This window comes from Campylobacter concisus (assembly GCF_002165785.1).
Lineage (GTDB): Bacteria > Campylobacterota > Campylobacteria > Campylobacterales > Campylobacteraceae > Campylobacter_A > Campylobacter_A concisus_W.
This window is the reverse complement of sequence record NZ_NDYO01000001.1, coordinates 91,779-115,861: the sequence shown is the minus strand read 5'-3', so window position 1 is coordinate 115,861 and position 24,083 is coordinate 91,779. Positions and strand designations below refer to the sequence as shown.

24 protein-coding genes are annotated in these 24,083 nt (G+C 37.9%); 15 read left to right on the top strand and 9 right to left on the bottom strand.

The annotated features are described in order from the left end of the window. Positions 1-55 precede the first annotated feature (55 nt). Genes holA through B9N62_RS00605 form a run of 3 tightly spaced genes read right to left on the bottom strand, consistent with a single transcriptional unit; the run spans position 56 to position 3,781 of the window. Complete coding sequence (gene holA / locus B9N62_RS00615) at positions 56-1,054, bottom strand: DNA polymerase III subunit delta (protein WP_087583923.1); 999 nt, start codon at positions 1,052-1,054, stop codon at positions 56-58. Beyond that, the gene (locus B9N62_RS00610) at positions 1,047-2,966 is read right to left on the bottom strand and encodes an RNB domain-containing ribonuclease (protein ID WP_087583922.1); all 1,920 of its coding nucleotides are present in this window, start codon (positions 2,964-2,966) and stop codon (positions 1,047-1,049) included. Before B9N62_RS00610 ends, holA begins: the two co-directional genes overlap by 8 nt. After that, a complete protein-coding gene (locus B9N62_RS00605) occupies positions 2,963-3,781 on the bottom strand; it encodes an HDOD domain-containing protein (protein ID WP_087583921.1) in 819 nt (272 codons plus the stop codon). The genes B9N62_RS00610 and B9N62_RS00605 overlap by 4 nt, the downstream gene beginning before the upstream one ends. A gap of 143 nt (positions 3,782-3,924) precedes the next feature. Here B9N62_RS00605 and ilvC point away from each other — a divergent pair, with 143 nt between their 5' ends. The 4 genes from ilvC to ruvX are packed head-to-tail and all read left to right on the top strand — an operon-like array spanning position 3,925 to position 7,489. Next, positions 3,925-4,947, top strand: coding sequence for a ketol-acid reductoisomerase (gene ilvC, locus B9N62_RS00600; RefSeq protein ID WP_087583920.1), 1,023 nt, complete (start codon positions 3,925-3,927; stop codon positions 4,945-4,947). Positions 4,948-4,950: 3 nt separating this feature from the next. Further along, a complete protein-coding gene (locus B9N62_RS00595; RefSeq protein WP_087583919.1) occupies positions 4,951-6,342 on the top strand; it encodes a divergent polysaccharide deacetylase family protein in 1,392 nt (463 codons plus the stop codon). Then, on the top strand, positions 6,339-7,109 hold the full coding sequence (locus B9N62_RS00590) for a DNA-processing protein DprA (RefSeq protein WP_087583918.1): 771 nt from the start codon (positions 6,339-6,341) through the stop codon (positions 7,107-7,109). Before B9N62_RS00595 ends, B9N62_RS00590 begins: the two co-directional genes overlap by 4 nt. Continuing rightward, the gene (gene ruvX / locus B9N62_RS00585) at positions 7,106-7,489 is read left to right on the top strand and encodes a Holliday junction resolvase RuvX (protein ID WP_087583917.1); all 384 of its coding nucleotides are present in this window, start codon (positions 7,106-7,108) and stop codon (positions 7,487-7,489) included. The genes B9N62_RS00590 and ruvX overlap by 4 nt, the downstream gene beginning before the upstream one ends. A 15-nt stretch (positions 7,490-7,504) precedes the next feature. On the opposite strand, the gene B9N62_RS00580 is transcribed toward ruvX, so the two are convergent. The 6 genes from B9N62_RS00580 to B9N62_RS00550 form a co-directional block, all read right to left on the bottom strand. Continuing rightward, positions 7,505-8,305 (bottom strand): hypothetical protein, encoded by an 801-nt coding sequence (locus B9N62_RS00580; RefSeq protein WP_087583916.1) that lies wholly within the window; start codon positions 8,303-8,305, stop codon positions 7,505-7,507. Further along, a complete protein-coding gene (gene queA, locus B9N62_RS00575; RefSeq protein ID WP_087583915.1) occupies positions 8,302-9,324 on the bottom strand; it encodes a tRNA preQ1(34) S-adenosylmethionine ribosyltransferase-isomerase QueA in 1,023 nt (340 codons plus the stop codon). Before queA ends, B9N62_RS00580 begins: the two co-directional genes overlap by 4 nt. Beyond that, complete coding sequence (gene tatC, locus B9N62_RS00570; protein WP_021091515.1) at positions 9,317-10,075, bottom strand: twin-arginine translocase subunit TatC; 759 nt, start codon at positions 10,073-10,075, stop codon at positions 9,317-9,319. Before tatC ends, queA begins: the two co-directional genes overlap by 8 nt. Beyond that, positions 10,075-10,473 carry a Sec-independent protein translocase protein TatB gene (tatB, locus tag B9N62_RS00565; protein WP_087583914.1) on the bottom strand — a complete coding sequence of 133 codons (399 nt, stop codon included), beginning with the start codon at positions 10,471-10,473 and terminating at the stop codon, positions 10,075-10,077. Before tatB ends, tatC begins: the two co-directional genes overlap by 1 nt. 67 nt (positions 10,474-10,540) lie before the next feature. Then, complete coding sequence (hemW, locus tag B9N62_RS00555) at positions 10,541-11,587, bottom strand: radical SAM family heme chaperone HemW (RefSeq protein ID WP_087583913.1); 1,047 nt, start codon at positions 11,585-11,587, stop codon at positions 10,541-10,543. A 53-nt stretch (positions 11,588-11,640) separates the two neighbouring features. Further along, the gene (locus tag B9N62_RS00550) at positions 11,641-12,525 is read right to left on the bottom strand and encodes an AraC family transcriptional regulator (protein WP_087583912.1); all 885 of its coding nucleotides are present in this window, start codon (positions 12,523-12,525) and stop codon (positions 11,641-11,643) included. 106 nt (positions 12,526-12,631) lie between these two features. Between B9N62_RS00550 and B9N62_RS00545 the strand changes: the two genes are divergently transcribed. From B9N62_RS00545 to cmoA, 11 genes are all read left to right on the top strand, one after another. Then, the gene (locus B9N62_RS00545; protein WP_087583911.1) at positions 12,632-14,590 is read left to right on the top strand and encodes a TonB-dependent receptor domain-containing protein; all 1,959 of its coding nucleotides are present in this window, start codon (positions 12,632-12,634) and stop codon (positions 14,588-14,590) included. A 1-nt stretch (position 14,591) separates the two neighbouring features. Beyond that, positions 14,592-15,689 carry a PepSY-associated TM helix domain-containing protein gene (locus B9N62_RS00540; protein ID WP_087583910.1) on the top strand — a complete coding sequence of 366 codons (1,098 nt, stop codon included), beginning with the start codon at positions 14,592-14,594 and terminating at the stop codon, positions 15,687-15,689. Between the two features lie 64 nt (positions 15,690-15,753). Then, the gene (locus B9N62_RS00535; protein ID WP_021091471.1) at positions 15,754-16,218 is read left to right on the top strand and encodes an RNA pyrophosphohydrolase; all 465 of its coding nucleotides are present in this window, start codon (positions 15,754-15,756) and stop codon (positions 16,216-16,218) included. After that, the gene (locus B9N62_RS00530) at positions 16,218-17,420 is read left to right on the top strand and encodes an aspartate kinase (protein ID WP_087583909.1); all 1,203 of its coding nucleotides are present in this window, start codon (positions 16,218-16,220) and stop codon (positions 17,418-17,420) included. Before B9N62_RS00535 ends, B9N62_RS00530 begins: the two co-directional genes overlap by 1 nt. Further along, entirely contained in the window at positions 17,420-17,962 is a 543-nt protein-coding gene (locus B9N62_RS00525) for a HobA family DNA replication regulator (protein ID WP_087583908.1), read from the top strand. Before B9N62_RS00530 ends, B9N62_RS00525 begins: the two co-directional genes overlap by 1 nt. Further along, a complete protein-coding gene (locus B9N62_RS00520; protein WP_087583907.1) occupies positions 17,963-18,583 on the top strand; it encodes a DNA polymerase III subunit delta' in 621 nt (206 codons plus the stop codon). Beyond that, a complete protein-coding gene (gene folP, locus B9N62_RS00515; RefSeq protein WP_087583906.1) occupies positions 18,580-19,719 on the top strand; it encodes a dihydropteroate synthase in 1,140 nt (379 codons plus the stop codon). The genes B9N62_RS00520 and folP overlap by 4 nt, the downstream gene beginning before the upstream one ends. 52 nt (positions 19,720-19,771) lie before the next feature. Then, the gene (gene ligA, locus B9N62_RS00510; RefSeq protein WP_087583905.1) at positions 19,772-21,715 is read left to right on the top strand and encodes an NAD-dependent DNA ligase LigA; all 1,944 of its coding nucleotides are present in this window, start codon (positions 19,772-19,774) and stop codon (positions 21,713-21,715) included. Continuing rightward, positions 21,705-22,418, top strand: coding sequence for a 23S rRNA (cytidine-2'-O)-methyltransferase TlyA (tlyA, locus tag B9N62_RS00505; RefSeq protein WP_087583904.1), 714 nt, complete (start codon positions 21,705-21,707; stop codon positions 22,416-22,418). Before ligA ends, tlyA begins: the two co-directional genes overlap by 11 nt. After that, on the top strand, positions 22,384-23,277 hold the full coding sequence (locus tag B9N62_RS00500) for a bifunctional riboflavin kinase/FAD synthetase (RefSeq protein ID WP_087583903.1): 894 nt from the start codon (positions 22,384-22,386) through the stop codon (positions 23,275-23,277). The genes tlyA and B9N62_RS00500 overlap by 35 nt, the downstream gene beginning before the upstream one ends. After that, a complete protein-coding gene (gene cmoA / locus B9N62_RS00495) occupies positions 23,274-23,978 on the top strand; it encodes a carboxy-S-adenosyl-L-methionine synthase CmoA (RefSeq protein ID WP_087583902.1) in 705 nt (234 codons plus the stop codon). Before B9N62_RS00500 ends, cmoA begins: the two co-directional genes overlap by 4 nt. Positions 23,979-24,083: the final 105 nt, after the last annotated feature.

Sequence of the window (24,083 nt, the reverse complement as noted above, 5' to 3'; positions counted from 1 at the left end):
GCTCACTTTGTGAGCAAGGATTTTGCATTAAGCAAGGGTGGATTTTAGCTTAAATTTACTTAATATTTGCTGTTGATATGAGGTGCTGCAGATTTAAAATGGTTGATAAAACAAAAATTTCTTTATCCATTTTTGTATTTGTTTTTAGCTCTAGCTCGGCTAAATTTAGTGTTTTAAATATCTCTAAATAGGCATTTAAACTTAGTTTTAAGCTATTTGCTTTTAGTAAATTTGCCACATTTACAGGTGGCTGATAGCCGATCGCTTCGTCTAAATTTAAGCGGCCATTTATCTTGATGTAAGAGTAAATTTTAAATAGCCTAAAAAATGCTTTATAAAGTGAGTTTAGAAGTAAAATTTCATTAAAATTTGGATCTTCTAAGTAGGTAAAAAAGTCGTTTTTTATATCTTTTAGAGCCATAAATTTATTGAAAAAGTCATCAAAATTTATCCCGCCAAGTCCAAAAACTAGCCTTTTTACATCGTCTTGTTCGATGTGAGTGTTTAGGCTCTTTAGTTTTGTCAGCTCGCTTGCTGCAAGGTATAAATTTTCATTATGCGTAAAGTAAAGCTCATAAAGTGCATTTTTGGTTATGTTTAGGCCTATTTTGGCTGAGCTTTTGGCTAGTAAATTTATCGCTTCATCTGGGTTTGAAGGCTTAAAAAATCTAGCGAAATTTGCCCCAAATGCCTTTTGCGTATCAAAAACTAGCTTCATATCGGCCTCATAAAGCTCAAACAAAAAGTAGTTGTCATGGCTTTTTGCGCAAAGCGAGATGAGCTCTTTTAGCTCTTTTGCTGGGATCTTTTTGTCGCTTTTTATATAAAGGATATTTTTGCCGCCAAAAAGTGACTGTTCGCTTAGATGAGAGCTTGCCTGCGCGTAGTTGTACTCATCAAAATAAAGGCTTAATAAATTTGTATCTTCGCTTGAGTAAAAGCTTAAAATTTCCTTGCCAAAAAGCTCGATCTGAAACTCATCTGCCCCAAAAAGCAAGAAGTAGTTGCTTAAATTTGCATTTGCTAAATTTAGCTCCAAATCCTTTCTATACATCGATCTTTCTTACCACTTTTGCAAAAATTTTAGCACTTGCGATGTCGGCCTCTGTGATCTTTACGACAAGCTTTTGAAGTAAATTTGCGCTGTATCCAGTTATAAAAATTCTAGCTCCAACAAAATAATCATCAAGCTTAGCAACCAAGACATTTTGGTTTTCGCTCACATAGCAGCGCACCTCTTTGCCGATATTTGCAGCCGCCCAGCGTGCAAATTTCCTATCCATAAAGTCATAAGCTACCTTGTCAGCCTCTCTTTCAAGCTCGCTTAAATTTGCGCAGGTGCTTTGGATGTTTAAAAGCAAGAAGTTGTAAAGCTTGTCATCTTTTGAAATTTTAGCCTTTAAGAGCCTATGTAAAATAAGGTCAGAGTAGCGTCTAATAGGGCTTGTAAAGTGCGTGTATCTATCAAATCCAAGCCCAAAGTGGCCTAAATTTTCACTTGAATACTCAGCTTTTTTTTGAGACTTGATGATGAGCTTATCTATCTCTTCTCGGTTGCCAAGTTCATCAGCTTTTAGCTGTATCTTTCTTATCAAATTTGCAAGGTCACTCTCGTAGGTAAAGTCAAGCCCTAAAAGCTGCAAGTCCTCAAGCAAGGTATCTATCTTTTTAAAATCTGGCGATGCGTGGTTTCTAAAAACGCCCTTTGTGATGAGCTTTGCGGCGGCTTTGTTTGCCAAAAGCATGCAGTCCTCAACAAGTCTGTGCGAGTCGGAGTCGCTTTCAAACCTAGTTTGCGAAATTTGTCCCTCATCATCAAGGCTCATTCTAAGCTCTTTTGTCCTAAAGTCAAATGCGTGCAAAAGCCTTTTTTTGCGAAGCTTTGTGGTGAGTTTAAAAAGCGGCTTGATCCATGAAATTTCACACTCTCTTTTGTCTTCTAAAATTTCATCGATCTCGTCGTAGTTAAAGCGCCTTTTTGAAAGGATGATCGTCTCAAAAAGCTCCTCTTTTTTTACCTCATTATTCGCATCAAGTGAAATTTTAAAACAAAATGCAAGGCGTGGCACATTTGGCTTTAGCGAGCAGATATTTTCACTGAGCGCGCGCGGCAACATCGGCACTGAAATGTGCGGAAAGTAGATAGAAAAGCCTCTTTTTTTAGCCTCGCTATCAATGGCACTATAAGCAGTCACATACTCGCTCACATCGGCGATAGCGACGTAAATTTCACGCTTTTCCTCATCAAAATATATGGCGTCATCAAAGTCTTTGGCATCGACTGGATCGATCGTGCAAAACTCTAAATTTCTTAGATCAACTCTATTTGGATACATGCTAGCATCGACTTCATCGCCAAAAGCCTTTGCCTCAAGCTCACAAGCCTCGCTAAATTTATCGTTTTTATTATAAATAGCAAGCGAAATTTTTTCATCGCTTAATGGGTCGTCTAAATTTCCTAAAACCTCGACTATTTCGTTATTTAGGTTGTTTACCTTAAGTAGCGTCCCAAGTGGGAGCATCTTTAGGCTTTTTTGCGTCGCTTTTAAGGTCGTGCTTAGTCCAGTTTTTAAATTTACACCTAAAATGGCCGCTCCAAAGCGTTTTGTATAGACCACGCTTGTCTCATTGGCAAGCTTTAAGCTCATCACTATCTTTGCACTTTGGCGTTTTTTCTTAAGTGGCAAAAGCTTTGCTAACACGATGTCGCCAAGGTGAGAGTTGTTTAAATTTTTATTTTCTACGATGATATCTTGCTTGAAGCGTTTATCAAATGGCATGATAAAGCCAGTTGCATTTTGACTGATGTCTAGCTTGCCGCAGACGTAGCCATTGTTTAGGTAAAATTTATCTTTATGGGAGCTTACGGCACCAAGATTTAAGAGATTTCGTAAAATCTCTTTATCTTCGTTTGAAACTTCTTTCTCCTTGATGCCAACTAGTAGTGATGTTAGAAATTCTTTCACAAATTATCTTTGACTTTAGCGACAGCCATTAAAAACGTATCATGTCTAAAGCCGTATTCGTCAAGAAGAGGTAGAGTATTTTGTATGCTTATATCATCAAGTTGATTAAAAATATTTACAGCTGTTTTTATCACTTTTAGGGCTTTTGCATAGTCTTTTATATGATCTGGTGCCTCTTCTGGATTATTTGAATAGAGTATTGAGCTGCTAAGCTCTGTCTCAAGGTTCCATTGTTCAAAAATTTTAGCTGTAACTTCTTCATTTGACATATCTAAAATTTCTGTTTCAAATAGGGCAAGATCGATTGGGCTAGATATATTTTTAAGTTTTTCTCTAAATTCGACGTCTTGCTTATTTTCAGCTAATTCATGAGCAAGAACTATCTTGCCAATCTCAAGCATAAATGAAGCTGGAGAGAGAATTTCTAGACTTTTAGGATTAACTTTAGAATGCCAATTGTACATCAGTGCATTTTGTATTATCGAGATATTTAAAAAATCTTGTGTAGTAATGCCATAAGGCTCTAAATTTATAGAAAAACTCTTTTTAATGGTGCTTGAAAGCGCAAAACCACGAATGGTAGCCATACCAAAAAGAGAAATAGCTCTTGCGATGGTTGTGATCTCTTGAGAAAATCCATAAAGTGGAGAGTTTGCCGAACGTAGGATATTGGCTGTTAGCATCGGATCCTTTTCAACTACTTTTGTAAGATCGCTTATTGAGCTGTTTTCATCCGCATGTAGGCGTTGAATTTGTATAACTGTGTCATCTAGCGGTGGAAGTGCTTTGATCTTTTTAAAAACTGATTCATTCATTGAGTTATCTCTTTTTATTGAATTTTCAGCGTATTTTAGCAAAATAAATTATCATAAAACTTAAAAAGAGTTTCTATATATTTCAGCCGAATTTTTGCTGGCTAAAGTTATAATTTTGCCAAATTTTAATAATAGGAGTAACAATGGCTATAAATGTTTATTATGATAAAGACTGCGATTTAAGCCTTATTCAAAGTAAAAAAGTAGCAATCATTGGCTTTGGTTCACAAGGTCATGCACATGCTGAAAATTTAAGAGATAACGGTGTAAACGTTGTAATTGGTCTTTCAAAAGGTGGCAAAAGCTGGGCAAAGGCTGAAGCAAAAGGCTTTGAGGTAAGAACTGTAAGCGAAGCTACAAAGGGCGCTGATGTGGTTATGATTTTAACTCCAGATGAGCTTCAATCTGAAATTTATAAAAATGAGATCGAGCCAAATTTAAAAGATCACGCTGCTATCGCGTTTGGACATGGTTTTAACGTTCATTTTGGCCAGATAAAAGCTCCAGCAAATATAGATGTCATTATGATCGCTCCAAAAGCTCCAGGACATACAGTTAGAAGTGAGTTCGTAAGAGGTGGCGGCATACCTGATCTTATCGCTGTTGAGCAAAATGCAAGTGGAAAAGCCAAAGAGATCGCTCTAAGCTATGCTTGCGGTATAGGTGGCGGTAGAACCGGCATTATTGAGACAACATTTAAAGATGAAACTGAAACAGATTTGTTTGGTGAGCAAGCTGTGCTTTGCGGCGGTCTTTGCGCACTAGTAAATGCTGGCTTTGATACGCTTGTAGAGGCTGGTTATGAGCCTGAGATGGCGTATTTTGAATGCTTGCATGAGTTAAAATTAATTGTTGATTTGATGTATCAAGGTGGCATGGCCGATATGCGCTACTCTATCTCAAATACCGCTGAATATGGTGATTACGTAAGCGGTGTAAGAGTGGTTGGCGAAGAGAGCAGAAAAGCCATGAAAGAAGTTTTGAAAGAGATTCAAAACGGTAAATTTGCAAAAGACTTTATCCTAGAGAGAAAAGCAGGATATGTTAGAATGAACGCTGAACGCGGTATAGCTGAGAGAAGCTTGCTAAATCAAACTGGCAAAAAACTTCGCGCGATGATGCCTTGGATAACTAACGGCAAACTTATAGATCAAAATAAAAACTAAGCCTTGAGCGAAAAAAAGACTACAAAGAAGCGACCTACAAAAAAGAGTGCAGGTCGCTCTCACAATAAAACCTATCTTGGTATCGGCATTATCGCGGCTATTTTGATAATAGCAGTTAGCGTAGCTCTTAGTATAAAAAATAATGGTGCAGAACAGATAAGCAAAGCAAATGAGCCAAAGATAGAGAAGCAAATTCTAAAAAAAGCTGAGCCAAAGGTTGCTAGTAAAGAGAAAAAACAAGAATACGAAAAGAGAAAATACCCTCTAAAATTTGATGAAGATGAAAATTTAAGTAAAATTTTTACCGATCCTAAGCATAAAAGTGAGCTTGTTTTAAATTCAAAAGTTGAGCCAAAAGAGCAAAAAAAGATAGCTGAAGTAAAGAGTGAAGCCAAAAAAGAAGAGATAAAAAAAGAGCAAAACGATACTAAAAATTTACTTGCAAGTTATAAAAATACAGAGCCTAGTGTAATAGAAAATGAACAAAAGATAGAGCCATTTTATAGCTCAAAAACCGAACAAAAAACCGAGTTAAAACCTCAAAATTTTGAAGTAAAAGTCGATCAAAATAAAAGCGCTGAAATAGAAAAAAAAGAAAAATTCAAAAGCGAGAACACAAAAGTCGAGTCAGCTAAAAAAGCTGAAAATTTAACTATCAAAAAGATAGAAAAAACAAAATATGAAGAAAAGAATATAAAAAAAGATAGCTTTGAAGCGGTACCTTTTACGCCAAGCGCTAGCATAAAGGGGCGCGCAAAGCTCGTTATTATAATAGACGATGTGGCGACATTTGAACATGCAAGTATGATAAAGTCGCTTGGCCTAAAAATCACACCGTCTATTTTTCCAGCGACAAAGACTCATCCAGACACTCCAAATATCGCAAGAACATTTGAGTTTTATATGATACATCTTCCGATGCAAGCAAAACACTTTGATAGCCCAGAGATAGGCACTCTCACGATCAACGAGAGTTTTGAGAGCATGCTTGAGAAGATAAAAAAGATACGCAAAGACTTCCCGCGTGCAAAATATACAAACAACCATACAGGATCACGCTTCACAAGCGATTTTGATGCTATGGATAAGGCTTATAGGGCGCTGATAGAGCAGGGCTTTGTCTTTGTTGACAGCAAAACTATCGCTCAAACCGCAGTAGCAAGAGCTGCAAAAAAACATAATCAGCCATACATTTCAAGAGATATATTTTTAGACGACGATCCATCGGCTAGTGCCGTTAGACGTGAGCTTGTGGCTGCTGTAAATTTGGCTAAAAAAAGAGGCTACGCAATCGCCATCGGGCATCCAAAGAAAAATACGATCACAGTGATAAAAGAGAGCAAAAATAATCTTTTAAAAGATGTTGATGTGGTTTATTTAAAAGATCTTTTATGAGACTCGACTTTATTCCAGAGCCGTTAAATAGACTAAAAAATCCACCAAAACAGCTAAATTTTATCGGAGATACTTCGCTTTTATCCTTACCAAAGATCGCAGTTGTTGGCTCAAGAAAGGCAAGTGTTTATACAAAAGAGTGCGTTACGGCACTTTGTACAGCACTAAAAAGTGCAAATATCTGTGTGGTAAGTGGTGGAGCAATCGGCGTTGATATCGCAGCTCATAAAGCTGCTATGCCACGAACAATTGGCATTTTTGCGAGCGGACTTGACACTATCTATCCAAGCCAAAATAAAGTGGCAATAAATGAAATTTACACCAAAGCCTTGGCACTTAGTGAGTATGATGAAGGCGAGCCGCCACTTGCTTATAGATTTTTGGAGCGAAACCGCATAGTTGTGGGGCTTTGTGAAGCTCTAGTAGTCGCGCAAGCTGATCTTAAAAGTGGCTCGATGCAAAGTGCAAGGCTTGCAAATGAGCTTAAAATTCCAGTTTATGTACTGCCACAACGCATGGGCGAAAGCGATGGAACAAATTTTTTGCTTGCAAATAAAAAAGCCGAGCTTATTGATGACTATCATAAATTTGCTTCACTTTTTGGCGAGATTAAAGAGCAAGAAAAAACTAGTGATGAGATTTTAGAATTTTGTAAAAATGGCGTAAGTCTTGATGAAGTTTTGGCAAAATTTGGCGATATCATCTATGAGTACGAGCTTGAAGGGTTGGTTGAAATTTCAAATCTAAGAGTAAAGAGCGTGCTATGAGAGAGAAATTTATGGCGATCGATGTTGGACTAAAGCGAATAGGACTTGCCTTTGGTTTTGGCGAGATCGTGACTCCGCTTGAGCCAGTGCTTAGAAAAAATAGAAACCAAGCCGCAAGAGATGTGAGTCAAAAGGTAAATGAATATGCCCCAGATACGCTGGTAGTGGGCGTACCAATCGGTGGTAGTAGCGAAGATGAGATGAGAAGACGCATCGAGCATTTTGTCTCACTTCTTGATGTAAAGGCAAATATTGTCTATCAAGATGAAGCCTTTAGCAGCAGTGAAGCTAGTGAAATTTACACAAATACAAAGCGAGATGGTAGGCTAGATAGCATTTCAGCCACTATTATTTTAAAAAGATATCTTGGGATAAATTAAAAAGTAAAAATCGGTCTATTTTTCGAGTGAATTTTTAAAAGCTAGCTGAAAGCTATCTGTGCTGAAAGGCTGCTTTAATACCGTGACATGATTTGGCAGATCGTTAGCTGACTCATCGCTTTTGCAAATGGCTACGATACGAAAATTCTTAATATTTTTAAACTCAAGTATATCTTCTAGCATCGCTTCATCTTTTAAAATTTTACTATCGATAAAAATAACAAATGGGGTAAAAATAGAATCTTTTATATGTCTCATTAGATTGCTAATGTCGTTTTTGCCGATAACCTTTAGACCTAAAAAATTTATCTGAGCACTAATGGTGTCAAACAAAGCATCGTCATCGCAAGCAACTAAGATATTTGTATTTGTTTGATTTTTGATATTTATTTGTCTTTGGCTAGCTCTATCGCCCGTTAGTGCCGCGCTAAAAGATATTAAAAATTCTCCATCATTATGAGAGATCATAGATTCATTTGCTTTTTTTAGATAGTCATTTATCTTGCTGAGGTAGTAGTGGCTTGGCCTCATTACGCTATGGCTAGATTTTATTTTAATGTCAAAATGTACAGATTTGGGACTATAATTTTTAAGCTGAAAGAGAATGTAAATGTCTGCATATTCGGTAGAGTAAAGGAAAAATTTGCAAATATTTTCAAGTGTTTTTATGAGATTTGTGGCATCAAATTTTAAAAGCCTTGGATAACTTGGATCGTAGCTAAAAATGATGGAATTTTTAGTGTCTTGTGCATCTTGGTATATGGCACTAAGAAAAATTTCCATTCTGTTTATGATATCTATAGGTTTATCTTTCATATTATCAACATCCCGTCGCCATATGAGTAAAATCTATACTTTTCATCAACTGCCGTTTTATAAATTCTCATCGTCTCTTCAAGCCCTATGAAGCTAGTAACTAGCATTATTAGAGTCGATTTTGGTAGATGAAAATTTGTAAGAAGGTAGTTTTGCCTGATAGGCTTATTATTTAGGTTTAAAAATAGCTTGCAAAAGCCACTTGCTTGCTTGCTTCTTGCAAATTCTTCAACACATCTAGTAACCGTCGTGCCAACGCCAAGGATTGGTTTATTAGAATTTATAATCTCTTGAGCTTGCTCGCTTAGCTCGTAAAATTCTGAGTGCATTTTGTGGTCATTTATATTTTGGCACTCCACACCTTTAAATGTCCCAGCGCCAACGTGAAGCGTAATGTAGGCGACTTCATGCTTTACTTTTATCTGCTCTAGCATTTGTTCGCTTATGTGAAGGCTAGCTGTCGGAGCTGCCACTGCACCACTATTTTTGGCAAATATGCTTTGATACCAGCTCTCATCATCCTTTGTATCAGCTCTTTTAATGTATGGCGGAAGCGGGACGTGACCAATCTTTTCAAGCTCACTAAAAAGGCGAACATTATCAAGCAAAACACCATTTTGCCTAAAATTTACCACTCTTGTGCCATCGTCATTTAGCTCAAGGACATTGACTTTTAGATTATCAGGAAAATTTAAAACGCTACCAGAGCTTACTTTGCCTCTTATATAGACGCTAAATTTATTCTCGCCTATGGGCTGATTTAGCATCACTTCGCAAGCCCCGCCGCTTTCTTTTTGTCCTAAAATGCGAGCTTTGATAACTTTTGTGTTATTAAAAATAACTGCAGCATCATCTGGAATAAGGCTGGAGAGATCTTTAAATTTGTAGTGTTTTATCTCTTTTGTATTTTTAAAATAGACAAGCAATCTTGCCTCTTCTTTTGGCAAAACTGGCTCTTTTGCGATGAGCTCTTCCGGCAAAAAATAATCATAACTTGAGACGTCGTTTATATTACTCATCGCTTGCTACGTCGCTGTCTTGTTCTTCTTTTTCGTCTTCATCGTCGCTCTTGTTAGCTCTTTTGGCGACGATTATTGAAATTCCATAAAGTCCGATGAGTGGTAGCGCCATTAAGACTTGACTTATCACATCAGGTGGTGTAACGATGGCTGCAAAGATAAAGATAATAACAACAGCGTATCTGAAGTAATCTTTTAGCATCTTGTCATCGACAAGTCCGATCTTTGCTAAGAAAAATGTAATTACTGGTAGCTCAAATGAAATTCCAAAGCCAATTAGTAGTTTTGCAAAAAAGCCAACATACTCGCCAATGCTTGGTAGAGCCGTAAAGAGCTGGCCACCAAAATTTACCAAAAATGCAAAGCCAAGTGGGATGACCACGTAGTAACAAAACGCCGCCCCGCACGCAAACATAAATGAAGCTGAGATGACAAATGGGATCACATATTTTTTTTCATTATCATAAAGTCCAGGGGCGACAAATAACCAAAACTGCCAAAAAATGATAGGTAGTGCGATCACAACACCAGCAAAAAATGCAACTTTCATCGCGGTGAAAAATGGCTCTTGAATTTGAGTGAATATGATATTTGAGCCAGCTGGCAAGACTTGTTTTAGCGGTTCACTCATCCATGCAAGCAGTGGGTTCCAAAACGTAAAGCAGATGCCAAAACAGACAAAAACGCTTACTATGCTTATAAAAAGTCTCTTTCTAAGTTCGATTAAATGGGGTCTTAGCTCTTCAAACATTACGCCTCTTTTTTATCGTTTAAGATCGCATCTTTAACTAAATTTGTTGGATTTTGTATATTTTTTACCGTTTTTTTCGTGTCGCTTACGACGTTTTGTATGCTTTCAGTGACGTCGCTTGCGCTTTTCTTGATCTCGTCAAGCTCTTCAAAAGTAAGCTTTTTGCGCACACTTTGCGTACTTTTAGTTATGCTTTCTTTATATTTTTGGGCATCTTCTTTTAGCTCAGCTATCTTCATTTCTTGATCAAATGTTGATTTTGCGTCATTTATGCCTTTTTTAAACATTTTTAGAAATTTTGCAATCTGAACCATCGCACTTGGCAGCTTGTCAGGACCTAAAACTAACACTGCAATAATGGCGATAACTAAGATTTCAGAAAAACTCATTCCAAACATTTTTGCCTCTATTAAATTTTATTTAAGCTTTGTATTTTATCTTGACTTTGCTCAAAATTTTATAAATTTAGCCCTCGATAAAGAGTGCGATCTCGTCGCTTAGTAAGAAATTTGGATTGTAAAATTTGCCATTTTTAAAGAGCAGTTTTTCATTTTCTACAAGTATATTTGCTCTTTTTATCTGAGCCTCACTTAAGCGTCCAGCCTCCACGCCAACTATGCTTCTAAGCCCTAAAAATATATGCTCTCTTGCTAGCTCACTCTCGTTTAAAATTTCTTCTTCTCTATAAGTTGGCTGCAAGATGTAGTCATCTATGCTATTTTTGGCGTAGTATCTGATGCCGTCCACGAAGCCCACGCTATAAGCGCCCACGCCAAGGCAATTTTTGCCTTGCCAGTAGCCAAGATTGTGCTTGCAAATTTGACCAAAATTTGAAATTTCATACTGCCCAAAGCCAGCTCGCTCAATCTGCTCTATCATAAATTTAGCCAGGCTGTCGCTATCCTTTTTATAGCTTCTTTTGCCAGCAAATGGGGTGTTTTCCTCAAGTGTGAGCGAGTATGCGCTAAGGTGAGTGATATTAAGATCTTTTAAATTTGCCACTTCAGCTAAAAGGCGTTTTTTAGTGTCAAATTTGGTGTCATAGATGAGGTCTAAATTTATATTGTTAAAGCCAGCTGCCCCGGCATTTTCAACTGCTTTAAAAATTTGCTCTCTGCTGTGAATACGCCCAAGAAATTTTAGCTTATCTTCAAAAAAACTTTGAGCGCCAAAGCTTATGCGATTTGCGCCTAAATTTTTTACATGCTTTAGCCAAGCAAGGCTTGCTGAGTTTGGATTTGCTTCAAGTGTGATCTCAGTTGTTGGTGTGCAAAGAGGCGCTAAAATGCTAAAAATTTCATCATAAAATTTAGCATTTACTGCACTTGGTGTGCCGCCGCCAAAAAAGATAGTAGAAATTTCTTTTACATCTTGGCTTTTTAGCTGAAAATTTAGATCAAAGCAAAGTGCCTTAAAATAGTTGCTAACCTTGTTAAATTCGTCGTCGCTTGAGCCAAAGGCACAATAAGGACATTTGCTTTCGCAAAATGGCACATGGATATAAACTTGCAAATTTCTCTCTTTTAAATTTTGGCGATTATAAGAAATTTGGCATTTATAGCAGTTTAAAAGTAGCTTTTGGTCTTTAAGAGTTTGCTTGGCAAAAAGCCAAAATTTATCTTAAAAATTTTTGCAAAATGTGCAGTATTTGCGTAGCCTACGATATTTGCAGCTTCTTTTATGCTAATATCGTTTTGCTGTAAAAGAGTAAAAGCCAGCTTTAGACGCTCTTTTGCTAAGAGCTGATAGATCGTATCTTTGAAAAATAGCTTAAAATTTTTCTTTAGCCAAAAGTCATTTGTGCCACAAAGATGGGCTAGTTCCTTGATGCTTGGAGGATTTTGCATACGGCTTAATAAGATCGTTTTAGCCTTTAAAAGAGCCTTTTCTTCATCACTGCTAAGTGAAAATTCGCTCTCTTTTCGTATTTTACTTTTGTAAATAAGCTCTAAAATTTTTGACTCGGTAAAAATTTCTCTCATCGTGCCTTCATATAAATTTGTCGTCTCAAGTTCATTTAAAACACAAATTTGAGCTAAATCTTTTTTGTATTTCAAAAGCTCAAATTTATCATCAAATCTAAGCCCAGCAAATATCTCAAGCTTATTTGCGTAGCTTTCGTCAAAAAGTAGTGTTTTTGTCTTATAAAATTTATTTTGATACTCAAAGACACCTTTAAAATCATCATTAACAAGTCCAATGCAAAATTCATCTTTGTTTAAAATATACTCTTTTCTATCAAGCTTAAAACAAAGATCGTTTTTATCCTCATTAAACATTAAAAATAGATATTTTTTAGACTTGTGGCGATCTCTTTTTATCCTGCCATTACATAAAATTTCACTTTTTAGATAGCTGATGCCACTACTTTGCTTGAAAAACTCTACGCTTACTTGTTTTTCCTTTTGAGATATCTTGCTCGTTCCATATTTTTTGTCTAAATTTATCATTTTATCCCTCAAGCGTTAAATTTAATCCCTTTAGCGTTACGTATGATATTGATAACGATTATTTAATTTTAGTAAAATGTGCATTAAATTTTTATAAGGAGTTTTTGTGAAAAGTGCATTAAAAATTTCTATTTGTGCGGCAATTTTTATAAATTTACCGCTTTTTGCAAATGAAGATAAGGTTCTGCCAGAAGTTAAAGTAGTGAGTGCGACAGGATTTGAGCAAAATATCAAAGACGCACCAGCAACGCTTAGCGTTATAACCAAAGAGGCATTAGAAAAGAAAAATCATAAAGATATCGAGAGCATGACAAAGGATATCCCAAGTCTTTTTGGAACGACTCCCGAAGCGGCAAATAGACGAGGAATTTCTATACGTGGATTCTCTCCAAGATTTACTAAAATTTTAGTAAATGGCATGCCAGTACCAGGCGATAATGCCTATAAAGGCCTTAGAAGTGTTGGAGGCTCATATAGTTTCATTCCGCCAGCAAGTGCGATAAGCCGTATCGAAGTGATACGTGGACCTATGAGCTCACTTTATGGAAGTGACGCGCTAGGTGGAGTTATAAATATCATTACAGATGAGTTTAGTAATGAATTTGGCGCAAATCTTGGCTCAAGCTATAAATTTGCTAGAAATAAAAATATAAGCGGTGAGTTTTACAATAGCCTTTATTTGCACTCTGGACTAATTGATGATGTTTTAAGTGTTTCTGTTTATGGTAAAAATTTAAATAAATCAGAAGATAAAATTTCTTATGCAAACAGAGAGCAAAAGGATAGAAATTTTGGTGCAAAGCTATTTTTTAAGCCAGATGAAAATAATGATATTACGCTTGAGCTTGCAAGAAGCGATGTGAGATATAAAAGAACTAAAGGCAAGACTTTAGCCTCTGGCACAAATAATAGCTCAGTAGATCTTGAGCGAATAAAGGGCGATGCGATAAATTTAAGCCACGAAGCAAGGCTTGATAATATCTTGCTTCAAAGCTATTTATCTTATGGCAAGATAAAAGAGATAGCACAACAAAATTTGACGCTAAAGACTCTAAATTTTGATACAAAAGGCTCATATTTTACTGATAATAACGCCTTTACATTAGGACTAAATGCTAAAAGAGAAAAGCTAGACGAAAAGGCTACCACGGCAGATGCGGCAAATGTAAAAAGATACGATGTTTCACTTTACGGCGAGGATGATTATCATCTTACAAAAGATTTTATCTTAAGTACTGGCATTCGCTATAACTACGATGAAAACTATGGCTCGCACGTTTCACCAAGAATTTATGGTATCTATAACTTAAACGACTTTTTTGCCTTAAAAGGCGGAGTTAGCACAGGTTATGCGACGCCTGATATCAAGCAACGAACGCAAGATCTTGCATTGCCATTTGCTGGAGGACTTGGAGCACAGCTTGGTAAAAGTAGCCTTAAGCCAGAGACAAGCGTAAGTTATGAATTTGGTGGCGTTTATAATAACAATGAAGGTTTTGAAGCTTCACTAACTGGCTTTTACACAAGCTTTAAAGACATGTTGGGTACACAGCGTATCTGCACCCCAAGACCAGGCAACCCTTGCCGGCACAAAGGCAAAATTTACCGCCGCGGAATTTGGGAAAGTATAAATATCGGCAAGGCTGAAATTTACGGAGTTGAGCTAACAAATGAGTGGCAGGTGACAAATGCTCTTAGGTTAAATCAAAGCTATGTTTATACAAAATCAAAACAAAAAGATGGATCACAAGTTGGTAAAAGCTTAAACAACTATCCGCTTCATACATTTAAATTTGGAGCGAACTACGAGCTAAATAGATGGCTAAATTTCTGGTCACAGATAAATTACTATGGTAGAACTAAAAACTCATTTAGCTATGCTGATGATATGAGAGCTTACGTTATCGCAGATCTTGGCATAAACTACAATGTAACTAAAAATTTCAGCCTAAACTTAAGCGTTTATAATCTCTTTAACGAGTTTTTTACGACAAGATCAAACAGATATGATATCTTAATAGCCGATGGGCAAAAGATCGAGCTTGGCTTTAATCTAAAGTTTTAAAATGTTCAAAATTTGGCGGAAATTTCACTTATTTTTAGCTCTTATCTTTGCTTTGCCACTTTTGATAATCTCAATTAGTGGAGCGATTATTTCGTATCACGATGAGATAATTGAGGCTTTTAGTAAAGATGAGATAGACATAGCAACTAATAAAAGTGCTTTAAAAATAGATGAGATTTTAAAAATTTTTAGCAAAAACGAGCCAAATTTTAACCTTAGTTATATAAAGATAAAAGGCGAGGCAAATAGAGCTTATGTAGTAAGTGGCACAAGTGAGAATGGCGAGTTTAAGTCGTTCTTTATAGATCCTTATACGGGCGAGGTAGTCTCTGAAAACAGTGTGGAAAAATTTATAGGGCTAGCTTTAAATTTACATAAAAATCTAGGACTAGCTCTATTTAAAAATGAAAATTTATCTAAATTTGCAAGTAAGCTAGTGGCAATTTCGACGCTTGCACTACTTGTGATTTTAATAACTGGAGTGCTGATACATTTTTGGAGATTTAGAAGCAAATTTATTAGCGCCTTTAAGCTAAATCTAAAGGCAAAGAAATTTGCATTTTTATATTCGTTGCATGGATTTTTAGGGCTTTATTTGGGATCCATTTTGCTTATTATCTGTGTTAGCGGTCTATACTTTTCTTATGAGAGCTTTGCTAAGGTTATAAATCAAATTTGTGGCGAAGAGAAGGTATTTAAAAAGCCAAATTTTACTAGCAAAAATGGCTTTAGCCTAAATGATAAGCAAAAGGTAGAAAATCTTCAAAAAGCTTATGAAATTTTTACTTTAAAATTTGGAAATGAGTTTGACGCTTTAAATTTTATCCTCAACAAAGACGGCGTAAAATTTATGATCTTTTACTTGCCAAAAGGCGCTAGTGAGAGTGATGGCGTTAGACTTGCGGTCGATACGGCAAGTGGAGAAATTTTAAAAAATACCATACCAAAATCTTTTGAAATTTATAAATTTATGCTTGATCTGCACGCTGGATATACATTTGGGGAGGCTGGAAAATTTATCTTTTTTATGGCTTCTTGTGGAGTGGGCGTGCTACTTTTTAGCGGTTGTGTGATTTATTACAAGCGGCGTAAAAAGTAGTTTTTATTTATCTATCTCTTAACTCTTTTTAGTTATTATCCCAAATAAAATTTTTGGAAAAATCATGCAAAAAAAATACAGACCAAATGTGGCAGCTGTTATTTTGTCTAGCTTGTATCCATTTAAATGTGAAATTTTAGTCGCAAAAAGGGTGGATATGGATGATATTTGGCAGTTTCCTCAAGGCGGAATAGACGAAGGCGAGAGTCCAAAGCAGGCTTTAAAAAGGGAGCTTAAAGAAGAGATCGGAACTGATAAAATCGATATCTTAGATGAGTATCCGCAGTGGCTAAGCTACGACTTTCCAGCAAACGCGGCAAAGAAATTTTACCCATTTGATGGGCAGACGCAAAAGTATTTTTTGGTTAGACTTAAAAATGGTGCCAGCATAAATTTAAAGACAGAGCATCCAGAGTTTAGCGAGTATAAATTTGTAGATTTTGGTAGAAGTTTAGAGGGTATAAATCACTTTAAAAAGCCTATTTATGAAAAGGTTTTGAGTTATTTTAAAGAGAAAGGATATTTTTGATGTTGATCGTTCAAAAATTTGGCGGAACTAGCGTAGGAACACTTGAACGCATCGAAGCTGTGGCAAATAGAGTCATTGAGACAAAAAATAGCGGTGCAGACGTAGTTGTGGTAGTTTCTGCGATGAGCGGAGTTACAAATCAATTGGTTGAATATAGTGAGTATTTTTCAAAACATCCAGATGGCGTCGCCACTGATATGCTTTTAAGCTCTGGAGAGCAAGTAACGACCGCGCTTTTAACGATCGCACTTAATGCAAAAGGCTATGCGTGTGTGGGTATGACAGGTGCGATGGCGGGCATTATTACCGATGATGTACATACAAAAGCTAGAATAGAAAAGATAGATACACAAAGGCTAAAAGCTGAGCTAAAAGCTGGCAAGATCGTGGTTGTGGCTGGCTTTCAAGGTATAGATGAAAAAGGTAATATCACAACCCTTGGTAGAGGCGGTAGTGACCTTAGTGCAGTTGCATTAGCAGGGGCGCTTGATGCTGATCTATGCGAAATTTTTACCGATGTTGATGGCGTTTATACGACTGATCCAAGGATAGAAAAAAAGGCAAAAAAACTTGAGAAGATAAGCTATGATGAGATGCTTGAGCTCGCTTCTGCTGGTGCAAAGGTACTACAAAATCGCTCAGTCGAGCTAGCAAAAAAACTAAATGTAAAACTCATTACAAGAAGTAGCTTTAATCACAACGAAGGTACATTAATAGCAAAGGAAGATGACAATATGGAAGCAGTTTTAGTAAGCGGAATAGCACTAGATAAAAATCAAGCAAGAGTAACTCTAAGAGGTGTAGTTGATAAACCTGGCATCGCAGCAGAAATTTTTACAGCTTTAGCTCATGAAAATATAAACGTAGATATGATAATCCAAAACGTAGGACATGACGGCACTACAAATTTAGGCTTTACAGTGCCACAAAATGAGCTTGAACTAGCAAAAGAGACTATGCAAAAGCTCTCAGCTGCAAAGCATATAGAATTTGATGACGCGATCGTAAAAGTTTCAGTTATAGGCGTAGGCATGAAGAGCCACAGCGGTGTAGCATGTTTGGCATTTGAAACGCTTGCAAAAGAGGGTATAAATATCCAAATGATCTCAACAAGCGAGATAAAAATTTCAATGATCGTTGATCAAAAATATGGTGAGCTAGCGGTTCGCGTACTTCACGATGCTTATAAGCTAGATAAATAATGCAAGATTTTATTCAGTGGACGTTAAAGGCTATTAGGGACGAAGGCCCTTTGATGAGCTGGATGGAGGAAAGGCGTGTTGAATGGACGCCTTTGCTCGCATCTAGGCTTAAATTTTTACTTGAAGGAAGGGCTTTTATAACTATCAGTGATGAAGAGCGAAGATGGTTTGAAACTTATCTTTTAAAAAAGATGAACCATTCAAAAAGTATTAGACCATTTTTACCATTTTTTAGCCTAAGATCGCTTTATCCATCACTTGATGAGATAGAGACAAATGAGCAAAAGCAGCTTCTAAAAGATATGCTAAGTCTTGCCTTTCCAAATGGATACTTGTTTTTTTATATCGGAAAGAGCCTTGATAGATATGCGAATTTAGCCAAAAGCGATGAGGATAGTTATATGTGGCTATTTGACGAGCAGGCACAAAATAGTTTTACTCTTAGCTCAAGCGATGAAAATTTAGACATTAAACTAATAAGTCTTTGCAAAATTTTTGATAAAAGTATCGATGCGGCGCTCTTTGCAAAGGTAATACTCTAAATGCTTAATAAAATCGTCGTTACAAGCGATTTTGAAAATTTAAAAGCCAAACTTGAAGATGAGTTTGGTATTAATAATTTAAGATTTTATATAAGTGATGATTTTTTGCTAGAAAATGCAAAGGAGGTCATCGCAGAAGCATACATTGCTGAAAAAGATGAAAAAATTTTAGTAATACATGCTAATTCTTTTAGGACAGAGGCTCAAAATGCACTTTTAAAGATCATCGAAGAGCCCCCAAGAAATATCAAATTTATAATAGCAACGCAGAGTAAAAATTTACTTCTACCAACGATTAGATCAAGAATGCTCATAGAAAATAATCTAACCAAAAAGCCAAAGATAACTCTTGATCTAAATTTAAAATCGCTTAGCCTAAAAGAGCTAACAAGCTTTATCGATCAAAAGATAGCAGACGAGCAGGCACAAAAATTTGGCAAAAATGAGTTAAAAGAGCTTGTTGGTGTTATCGTGACAAAGGCGGTTGATAGCGGGTATAAATTTAGCGGCGATGAGATGGATTATTTTTTCTCGCTTATCAAGCTTGCCGATCTAAATGCCAAGTCTCACGCCGTGCTAACACCGCTACTGCTTACTATATTTCAAAAAGGACGACGTTGAAATTTTATAAGATAAATAATAAAAGCGACTTTGATGAAATTTGTAAAGCCATCTCGCCAAGTCCTGCTGGTGCGAAGCTCATGCATGAAAAGAGTGAGATAAATTTTATTTACATAGATGAGATAAAAACCCCAGCGGCAAATATCCTAAAGCAAGATGCATTAAGTGTTGGGGCTGAGCTTGCGACACATAAAGATACGATTTTGGGCAAGCAGAGTCTAAATAAAGCCTTGCTAATGGCGACAAATGCACAGCTTAGACAGTTAGCTAAAAAAGAGAAGTTGCAAGACTTTGGACTTAAAAATTTAGCAGCCTTTTTAGAGACAAAATTTATAAAACCAACAAAGCCGCTTATAATGGGCGTTGCAAATATAAATAGCGATAGTTTTAACGAACAAAGCCGCATAAATACGCAAAACGGTATCTCAAAAATAGAATACATGATAGAAGCGGGTGCAGACTATATCGACCTTGGTGGTGTTAGCTCAAGGCCAGGGAGCCAGTACTGCGGTCGCGAAGAGGAATTTAGGCGCATAAAAGATATTGTGGAGGAAATTTACAAGCTAAATTTACATGAAAAGGCGAAATTTAGTCTTGATAGCTTTGATCCTTATTGCCTTGAGTTTGCTCTAAATCACGGCTTTAAAATGATAAATGACATCACGGCAAACGCCTCACTTGCCACGCTTGCGGCAAGATACGATGCCGAGTTTTGCATGATGCATATGCAAGGCGATCCTGCGACTATGCAGGTCGCACCAAAATATAACGACTTAATCGGCGAGATAGCGGATTTTTTTGAGCAAAGGATGGCCCTTGTAAGGGAGCTTGGCGCCAAAAAGCTAGTGCTTGATGTGGGTATTGGCTTTGGTAAGACGGCTGAACAAAATTTATTGCTTATCAAGCATTTGGAGCATTTTTTAAAATTTGACTGCCCGCTACTAGTAGGTGCTAGCCGCAAATCAGTTATAAATCACTATTATCCAAGCGAGGTTAAAGAGCGCTTGCCAGGCTCGCTTTATCTGCATCTAAAGGCCTTCGAAAACGGCGCACAGATCATTAGAACACACGATGTGGCCCAGCACAAACAGCTTTTTAATATGCACGAGGCGATGAAGCAAGCCACGCTTTGGTAGGGCGTTTGGCTAAAAAGCTCAGTACGTGGTGATATAGAAATTTGGAGCAAAAATGACAAAACAAGAGTACGAAAAAGCGATAGATACGCTAAATGCGTGGGCAAAGGCCTACTACGACGAGGACGAGCCACTTGCAAGCGACGAGGAGTATGACGCGCTATATCACGCGGTGCTTGATTATGAGAGGGCAAATCCAAGCGAAATTTCTATCTTTTCACCTACAAAACGCGTGGGCGGCACCGTAAAAGAGGGCTTTAGCAAGGCTAATCACATCAAACGCATGTGGAGTATGGAAGATATTTTTGATCTAGCCGAGCTTGATGCGTGGCTAAAGCGTGGCGAGAAAGAAAATCTAACCTTTGTTGCTGAGCCAAAATTTGACGGAGCGAGCCTAAATTTACTCTATGAAAATGGTGTTTTAGTTAGGGCGATAACCAGAGGCGACGGCGTTACAGGCGAGGACGTGACGCAAAATGCAAGGACCATTAGCTCGGTGCCAAAGAGCATTAGCTACAAAGGGCTCATTGAAATAAGGGGCGAAGTCGTCATAAGAAAAGATGACTTTGAGCTATTAAACGCAGAGCGTGCAAAAGAGGGCGAGGCGCCGCTTTCAAACCCTAGAAACGCAGCCGCAGGCAGTCTAAGACAGCTTGATAGCGCGGTCACTGCTAAAAGAAAGCTACTTTTCATACCTTGGGGCGTGGGCGAGCAGAGCCTTGGGCTAAAAGATCACAGCGAGGTGATGAAATTTGTGCATGATCTTGGCTTTGAAAGAGATGAATTTTTTAAAATTTTAAAAAAAGATGAGCTTGAGACTGCGTATAACGAGCTACTAGCCAGCCGCGAGGCAAAGAGCGTGATGATGGATGGCATGGTGATACGTGTAAATGACCTTGTGCGCTGTGAGCAGCTAGGCTACACGGTCAAATTTCCAAAATTTATGGTGGCATTTAAATTTCCAGCCATTGAAAAGGTGACTAGGCTAAGAGATGTGGCACTTCAAGTTGGCAGAAGTGGCGTAGTAACGCCTGTTGGCGTGCTTGATGAGGTAAATATAGACGGCGCCAATGTAAAATCCGCCACCCTTCATAACTTCGACGAGATCGAGCGCCTTGGCGTCATGAAAAATGACTACATCGGCATTATCCGCTCAGGTGACGTCATACCAAAGATCACAAAGGTTTACAAAGATAGGCGAGATGGCAGCGAAGAGGCGATAGAGAGGCCTAAATTTTGCCCAGTTTGCGGCTCGCACCTACTTGATGAGGGGGTGTTTGTAAAGTGCCAAAATTTAAGCTGTAGGGCAAGAGTTGTTGGCTCAATAATTCACTACGCATCGAAAAAATGCCTAAACATAGACGGCCTTGGCGATGCGATCGTAAATTTGCTATTTGATAAGGGGCTAATTTCCTGTATAAAAGACATTTACGGCCTTAAATTTGATGATCTCATTGCGCTTGAGGGCTTTAAAGATAAAAAGGTAAACAACCTTTTAAGCGCTATCGAAGCTAGCAAAGTTGCGGAGCTATCGCGCTTTATCACCGGCCTTGGCTGTGAGCACATCGGCGAGGTGGCGGCTAAAAAGCTCGCAAGTAGCTTCGGTTTAGGCTGGCTTGATGCTAGTTTTGATGAGCTTGTCTCGCTTGAAGGCTTTGGCGTGGAGATGGCAAACAGCTTAATAGACTTTGCCGAAGTAAATAGAGCGGAAATTTTAGCACTCAGCCAGATCGTGCAGCCAAGTGTGACGCAGGTGCAAAGTATCTCAAATGCGCTAAGTGGCAAAACGGTGGTGATAACCGGCACGCTAAGTCGCCCAAGAGATGAGATAAAGGCCGAGCTTGAGAGTTTTGGCGCAAAGGTTTCAAGCTCAGTTTCTAAAAAAACGGACTTTGTCTTAGCAGGCGAAGAGGCTGGCAGTAAGCTAGACAAGGCGAATGAGCTAGGCGTGCGAGTGATCGATGAGAGCGAATATGAGAGGCTAAAACTTGAGGTTTGATAACTACGTCGCAAGCGTTTTAAACATCAGTAGAAACAAGGCCAGCGAGCTTATAAAATCTGGTAAGGTACTAGCGGACGGCGAGATTTGCACCAAGGTTTCAAATGAAGTTAAAGAGGCTAAAATTTCACTACTTGATGAAATTTATGTTGGGCGAGGCGCGCTTAAGCTAAAAAGCTTTTTGGAAGCGATTAAATTTGATCTAGCTGGCAAAAACGCACTTGATATTGGCAGCTCAACTGGCGGCTTTATGCAAATTTTGCTTGAGCGTGGCGTAAAAAGCGTGACTGGTGTGGATGTTGGCACCGATCAACTTGACGCTAGCTTAAGAAGCGATGAGCGAGTGAAAATTTATGAAAAGACCGATATAAGAGAGTTTGCCAAGCAAGAGCAAGATAAATTTGATCTAATAACCTGCGATGTTAGCTTTATCTCTTTGGCTGAAATTTTGCCTGCTATTTGTGAGCTAGCAAGTGAGAATTCGCTCATTATCACGCTTTTTAAACCGCAGTTTGAAGTGGGCGTCGGCGTAAAACGAAATAAAAAAGGCGTCGTCACTGATATGAAAGCTATAAATTTAGCGATGAAGAGGTTTGAAGTGATAGCTAATGGCTTAGGATTTAAAATGATAGCTTGCAAAGAGTGCGAAGTAAAAGGGAAAGAGGGAAATGCCGAATTTTTCTACGCTTTTAACAAAAGATAATATCACTGCCGTTGCGATCGGGCATTTTGACGGCGTGCACAGAGGACACAAACAGCTTTTAAAGCAGCTTGGCGAGTTTGGCGGACTTGTCGTGATCGATAAGAATAAAGCCAACATCACACCAAAGCTAAAGCGAGCGGAGTACTCAAACTACCCTTGCTTCTTGTATGATTTTGACACTATTAAAGGGCTTAGCGGTGAGGAATTTATCACGTTGCTAAAACATGATTTTAAAAATTTAAAAAAGATCGTTGTTGGCTTTGATTTTAGATTTGGTAGAAATAGAGCGTGGGACAAGCACGATTTGAAAAGAATTTTTGATGGTGAAGTAGTTGTCGTTGATGAGGTTTGTTATGACGGCATGGGCGTGCATAGCTCGGCCATTAGGGAGCTGATACGTCAGGGCAACATCGAAGAGGCAAACAGACTAATAGGCAGGGAGTACTCGATCGAGGGCAATGTAATAAAAGGGCAGGGCATCGGTGCAAAGGAGCTATTTGCAACGCTAAATTTGGACGTAAAAAACTATTTATTGCCTAAAGACGGCGTGTACGCCACAAGAACTAGGATAGGCTCATATACCTATGGCTCGGTCACATTTATAGGCAATAGGCTTAGCACAGATGGAAATTTTAGCGTCGAGACACACATATTAGACGAGGTCTCGCCAAAAGTAGCAAAGCATGTCGCGGTTTGTTTTATAAAACGCTTGCGAGATAATAAGAAATTTGACACACTTGAAGAGCTAAAAGAACAGATCAAATGCGATATAAACGCAGCTAGAGCTTGTGTTGGAGTGTGCGATCTTTTTGGCAACGAGACAATGAGATACTTTGATGGATACGGAGCTGGTATATGAGAGATGAAATTTTTAAAGAGCCTATAAGCAAGCAGTTTGAGTTTGATGACTTTGTGGCGAGCGTTTTTGATGATATGATCTCGCGCTCGGTGCCGTTTTACGATGTGAGCTCAAATCTAAATGCAAAGCTACTAGCTAAAATTTTGCCAAAAGATGCAAGTGTATGCGACCTTGGCTGCTCGACGGCAAATAGCCTACTTTTACTAAATAACCTTAGAAACGATCTCGTGCTAAGCGGCGTGGATAACTCTGAAGCTATGCTAGCAAATGCCAAAAACAAGGCAAAAGCTTATGGGGCAAAGATAAAATTTTTGCTTGATGATATTTTAAAGTGTGAGCTAGTGGGCTTTGACGCGGTTTTGGCAAACTATACTTTGCAGTTTATTAGACCACCAAAAAGAGCTGATCTGGTGCAAAAAATTTATAACGGACTAAATGAAAATGGGCTCTTTTTGTTTAGTGAAAAGATCATCTTTGAAGATAAAAAACTTACTAAAAGTGTCATAGAAATTTATGAAGACTACAAACAAGCGCAAGGTTACTCACGCTATGAGATCGCCCAAAAAAGAGAGGCGCTTGAAAATGTGCTGGTGCCATATACCGAAGAAGAAAATAGAAGCTTAGCCCTAAATGCTGGCTTTAAACGAGTCGAGAGCACATTTAAGTGGGGAAATTTTATGAGCTTTTTGGCATTTAAGTAAATTTAAAAATATCTGCTTTTGTATTTAATATAAAATTTAACCATAGACAGTGAAGTTAAAATTTAGATTTTTTGGCTTCGCAATGTCAAAATTTTTGGATTATGA